This is a genomic window from Kitasatospora purpeofusca, assembly GCF_034043715.1.
GTDB classification, from domain to species: Bacteria; Actinomycetota; Actinomycetes; order Streptomycetales; family Streptomycetaceae; genus Kitasatospora; species Kitasatospora purpeofusca_A.
The window spans coordinates 1-5,280 of the sequence record NZ_JAXCLC010000146.1 but is presented as its reverse complement, the minus strand read 5'-3'; the positions used below and the strand labels follow the sequence as shown (position 1 = coordinate 5,280).

Genomic DNA, 5,280 nt, shown 5'->3' with positions numbered 1-5,280 from the left:
TTCGGAACGCTTTCCGTCAGAGCGTGAGCTTGAAGCCCAGGTGCGAGGGGACGAAGCCGAGGCGTTCGTAGAAGCGGTGCGCGTCGGTGCGGGTGATGTCGGAGGTCAGCTGGACGAGCTGGGCTTCGAGTTCGCGGGAGCGCTCGATCGCCCACTCGATCAGTTCGGTGCCGAGGCCGCTGCCGCGTTCGTCGCCGTGTACGCGCACTCCCTCGATGACGGTCCGGGTGGCGCCCTTCCGGGAGAGGCCGGGGACGACGGTCAGTTGCAGGGTGCCGACCGTCCGGCCGGCGCGTTCGGCGACGACGAGGTGCTGGTGCGGGTCGGCGTCGATGCGGTCGAACGCGGTGCGGTAGGGGGTGAGATCGTCGGGGCTCTCGCGGGTCCCGCCCAGGGGGTCGTCGGCGAGCATCGCGACAATGGCCGGCAGGTCGTCGCCGGTCGCCCGGCGGATCGTCAGATCGTTCATGGTCACACCCTAGAAGGGCGGTTTCCGCCCTCAGCCGGGCGGGGCGCTGGTGACGACGGCGAAGGCCGCGCCGTGCGGGTCGACGAGCCGGGCCAGGCGGCCGACGCCGTGGACGTCCTCGGCGGGGAGCCGGACGGTCGCGCCGAGCCGTTCTGCCGTGGCGAGGGTGGCGTCGACGTCGGTCACCTCGAAGGAGGGGAGCCAGTGCGAGGAGATGCCGGCGGCGGCGTCCTCCGGCGGGATCGGGCAGATCCCGCCGTGCGCGTCCGCCGTCCCGCCGCCGGGCGGGGTGAGCACCGTGTACAGGTCGAGGCCGAGCGGGACGTCCTGCTCCTGCCAGCCGAACACCGCGCGGTAGAAGGTCTTGGCGGCCTCGGCGTCGATGCTGAAGCACTCCGTCCAGCAGAGGCTGCCGGGTTCGGTGACGGTACCCAGGCCGCGGAGGTCGTGCGGTTGCCAGACCGCGAAGTCGGCGCCGGTCGGGTCGGTGCAGCCGGTGGTGCGGCCGCTGCTGAGGACGTCGAAGGGGCCGAAGCGGATCCGGCCTCCGGCCTCGCGGACGAGGGCGGCGGTGCGGTCGGAGTCGAGGGTGCGGAAGTGGACCGTCCAGGCGGCGCGGTCACCGGCGGAGGTGACGGGGCCGAGCGCGGCGACCGTCCGGCCGTTCCGGCGGAAGAGGCTGTGCCGGGCGGCACCCGGGCCGGTGGCGGAGGTCCAGCCGAACAGCCCGGTGTAGAAGTCGGTCGAGGCCGCGGTGTCCGGGCTCGCGAGGTCGAGCCAGTTGGGGGCACCCGGCGGGAAGGCGGTGGTCAGCACGGTTTTCCCTCCTTCGACGTCGGACCTGGCCCCCAGCCTGGCACTGACGCCCGGGATGTCGCACCCGGACGGTACGGTGCGTAGCGGAAGTCGTTCCGCACGGTGACAGGAGGCCCGGTGGCCAGGCAGACAGCGGCGCGTACCGGGACCGGGACCGGCGGCGACCAGGCGGTGCCGCGTCAGCTCGCCCAGGTGGAGGGTGTGCTGGAGCGGATCACCTACGCCAACGAGGAGACCGGCTACACGGTGGCGCGGGTCGACACCGGGCGGGGCGGCAACGATCTGCTGACGGTGGTCGGCGCGCTGCTCGGGGCGCAGCCGGGGGAGTCGCTGCGGCTGCACGGGCGGTGGGGATCGCATCCGCAGTACGGGCGGCAGTTCGTGGTGGAGAACTACACGACGGTGCTGCCGGCCACGGTGCAGGGCATCCAGCGCTACCTGGGGTCGGGGCTGATCAAGGGGATCGGGCCCCGGTTCGCCGAGCGGATCGTGGAGCGGTTCGGGGCGGACACCCTGGAGGTGATCGAGCACGAGCCGGGCCGGCTGATCGAGGTGCCGGGGCTCGGGCCGAAGCGGACGAAGAAGATCGCGGCCGCTTGGGAGGAGCAGAAGGCCATCAAGGAGGTGATGGTCTTTCTGCAGGGGGTCGGGGTCTCGACCTCGCTGGCTGTACGGATCTACAAACAGTACGAGGACGGCTCGATCGGGGTCGTGAAGAACGAGCCGTACCGGCTGGCCTCGGACGTCTGGGGCATCGGCTTCCTCACCGCGGACCGGATCGCGCAGGCGGTGGGCATCCCGCACGACAGCCCGGAGCGGGTGAAGGCGGGCCTGCAGTACGCGCTGTCCCAGAGCAGTGACCAGGGGCACTGCTACCTGCCGGAGGAGCGGCTGATCGCCGACGGGGTGAAGCTGCTCCAGGTGGACGTGGGTCTGGTGATCGACTGCCTGGCGGAGCTGGTGGCCGCCGAGGGGGTGGTGCGCGAGCAGGTGCCGGGGGCGGCGGGGGAGCCGATCACGGCGGTGTACCTGGTGCCGTTCCACCGGGCGGAGGTCTCCTTGGCCAACCAGCTGCTGCGGCTGCTGCGGGCGGACACCGACCGGATGCCGTGGTTCGGGGATGTGGACTGGCCGGCGGCGCTCAGCTGGCTGGCGCGGCGGACGGGCGCGGAGCTGGCGCCGGAGCAGGAGCAGTCGGTGCGGCTGGCCCTGACCGAGCGGGTCGCGGTGCTGACCGGGGGTCCCGGTTGCGGCAAGTCGTTCACGGTGAAGTCGATCGTGACCCTGGCGCTGGCGAAGCGGGCCAAGGTGGTGCTGGCGGCGCCGACCGGGCGGGCGGCGAAGCGGCTGGCGGAGCTGACCGGGGTGGAGGCCTCGACCGTGCACCGGCTGCTGGAGCTGCGGCCGGGCGGGGACGCCGCGTACGACCGGGACCGTCCGCTGGACGCGGACCTGGTGGTGGTCGACGAGGCGTCGATGCTGGATCTGATCCTGGCGAACAAGCTGGTCAAAGCGGTGGCGCCGGGTGCGCACCTGCTGTTCGTGGGGGATGTGGACCAGTTGCCCTCGGTGGGTGCCGGGGAGGTGCTGCGGGACCTGCTGGCGCAGGGCGGGCCGATTCCCTCGGTGCGGCTGACCAGGATCTTCCGGCAGGCGCAGCAGTCGGGGGTGGTGACCAACGCGCACCGGATCAACGAGGGGTTGCCGCCGCGGACGGAGGGACTGCCGGACTTCTTCCTGTTCGCGGAGGACGACGCGGAGCTGGCGGCGGGTCTGACGGTGGACGTGGTGGCGCGGCGGATCCCGCAGAAGTTCGGTTACGACGCCCGGCGGGACGTCCAGGTGCTGGCGCCGATGCACCGGGGCCCGGCGGGCGCGGGGAACCTCAACACGCTGCTCCAGGCGGCGGTGACGCCCGCCAGGGAGGGGCTGGCGGAGCGGCGGTTCGGCGGGCGGACGTTCCGGGTGGGCGACAAGGTCACGCAGATCCGCAACAACTACGACAAGGGGCGGAACGGGGTCTTCAACGGCACCGTGGGAGTGGTGACGGCGCTCAGCGTGGACGACCAGCGGCTGACGGTGCTGACGGACGAGGACGAGGAGGTGCCGTACGACTTCGACGAGTTGGACGAGCTCGCGCACGCCTACGCGGTGACCATCCACCGGTCGCAGGGCAGCGAGTACCCGGTGGTGGTGATTCCGGTCACCATGTCCGCGTGGACGATGCTCCAGCGAAATCTGCTCTACACCGCGGTGACCAGGGCCCGAAAACTGGTTGTGCTGGTCGGGTCACGGAAAGCGATCGCCCAGGCGGTTCGCAGTGTCAGTGCAGGTCGGAGGCATGCCGCGCTCGACCACCGGTTGGCGGCTGGATGATCCTCCAAGGGATGCTTGCCTCTATTGTTCTCTTGACGTGAAGAGATTTACGGCAGAGCCTGGTGGGGTGCCGATCTTGTCCGGTTCGTACCGGCTGCGGCGGCAGGTTTTGTAGGGGCGGGCCCTTTCGGGTCACCCCGGGTGCGCGGCTGTCCGCCGGATGGGGGATGGTAGAGACAGTCAGGGCACCTTGGAAGAGGATTCATTTCGTCGGTGAGGAAGACGTGAGCGACAACTCGGTAGTACTGCGGTACCAGGACGGCGAGTACGAGTACCCCGTCGTCGAGAGCACTGCGGGCAACGCCGGCTTCGACATCTCGAAGCTGCTTCCGCAGACCGGCCTGGTCACCCTGGACAACGGCTTCGGCAACACCGCCGCCTACAAGTCCGCGATCACTTTCGTGGACGGTGACAACGGCATCCTGCGGTACCGCGGTTACCCGATCGAGCAGCTCGCCGCCAAGGGTGACTTCATCGAGACCGCCTACCTGCTGATCAACGGCGAGCTGCCGAACGAGGCCCAGCTGGTGGCGTTCAGGCGCGAGATCACCCAGCACACCCTGCTGCACGAGGACGTCAAGCGCTTCTTCCAGGGCTTCCCGCGGGACGCCCACCCGATGGCCATGCTGTCCTCGGTGGTCGGCGCGCTGTCGACCTTCTACCCGGAGAGCCACAACCCGTTCGACGCGGCCCAGCGCCACCTGTCGACGGTCCGCCTGCTGGCGAAGCTCCCGACCATCGCGGCGTACGCGTACAAGAAGGCGATGGGCCAGCCCTTCGTCTACCCGCGCAACGACCTGAGCTACGTCGAGAACCTCCTGCGGATGACCTTCGCGGTCCCGGCCGAGGACTACGAGCTCAACCCGGTCATCGTCAACGCGCTGGACAAGCTGCTGATCCTGCACGCGGACCACGAGCAGAACTGCTCGACCTCCACCGTGCGCCTGGTCGGCTCCAGCCACGCCAACCTGTTCGCCTCGATCTCGGCGGGCATCTCGGCACTGTGGGGCCCGCTGCACGGTGGCGCCAACCAGGCCGTGCTGGAGATGCTGGAGAGCATCCAGAAGGACGGCGGCGACGTCGATGCCTTCATCGCCAAGGTCAAGAACCGCGAGTCCGGCGTCAAGCTGATGGGCTTCGGCCACCGCGTGTACAAGGCCTTCGACCCGCGCGCCGCGCAGGTCAAGCTGCTCGCCCACGAGGTGCTCAGCCAGCTCGGCAAGTCGGACGAGCTGCTGGAGATCGCGCTCAAGCTGGAGGAGCACGCGCTCAAGGACGACTTCTTCGTCTCGCGCAAGCTCTACCCGAACGTGGACTTCTACACCGGTCTGATCTACCGCGCCATGGGCTTCCCGACCAGCATGTTCACCGTGCTGTTCGCCCTCGGCCGGCTGCCGGGCTGGATCGCCCACTGGCACGAGATGATCAACGACCCGACCAGCCGGATCGGCCGTCCGCGCCAGATCTACACCGGCACCGAGATCCGGGACTACGTCGGGATCGACGCCCGCTGACGCCAAGCGCACGCCCTGACACCGTGCCACGGGGGCCCGGCCCCCCGTCTGCGGCCGGGCCCCCCGGCGTTGCTCCACCAAGTCCCGCGCCCCACACCCGGGGGG

General features: G+C 70.2%; 4 protein-coding genes. 2 read left to right on the top strand and 2 right to left on the bottom strand.

What is annotated here, in order from left to right; genetic code table 11:
- Positions 1-16: 16 nt before the first annotated feature.
- Positions 17-469, bottom strand: a complete 453-nt coding sequence (locus tag SM793_RS36165; RefSeq protein WP_320443385.1) for a GNAT family N-acetyltransferase — start codon at positions 467-469, stop codon at positions 17-19.
- Between the two features lie 30 nt (positions 470-499).
- Positions 500-1,285, bottom strand: a complete 786-nt coding sequence (locus SM793_RS36160) for a VOC family protein (RefSeq protein WP_320443384.1) — start codon at positions 1,283-1,285, stop codon at positions 500-502.
- Between the two features lie 171 nt (positions 1,286-1,456).
- On the opposite strand from SM793_RS36160, the gene SM793_RS36155 reads away from it, so the two are divergent.
- A complete protein-coding gene (locus SM793_RS36155) occupies positions 1,457-3,661 on the top strand; it encodes an ATP-dependent RecD-like DNA helicase (protein ID WP_320443386.1) in 2,205 nt (734 codons plus the stop codon).
- A 224-nt stretch (positions 3,662-3,885) separates the two neighbouring features.
- Complete coding sequence (locus tag SM793_RS36150) at positions 3,886-5,175, top strand: citrate synthase (RefSeq protein WP_320443383.1); 1,290 nt, start codon at positions 3,886-3,888, stop codon at positions 5,173-5,175.
- Positions 5,176-5,280: the final 105 nt, after the last annotated feature.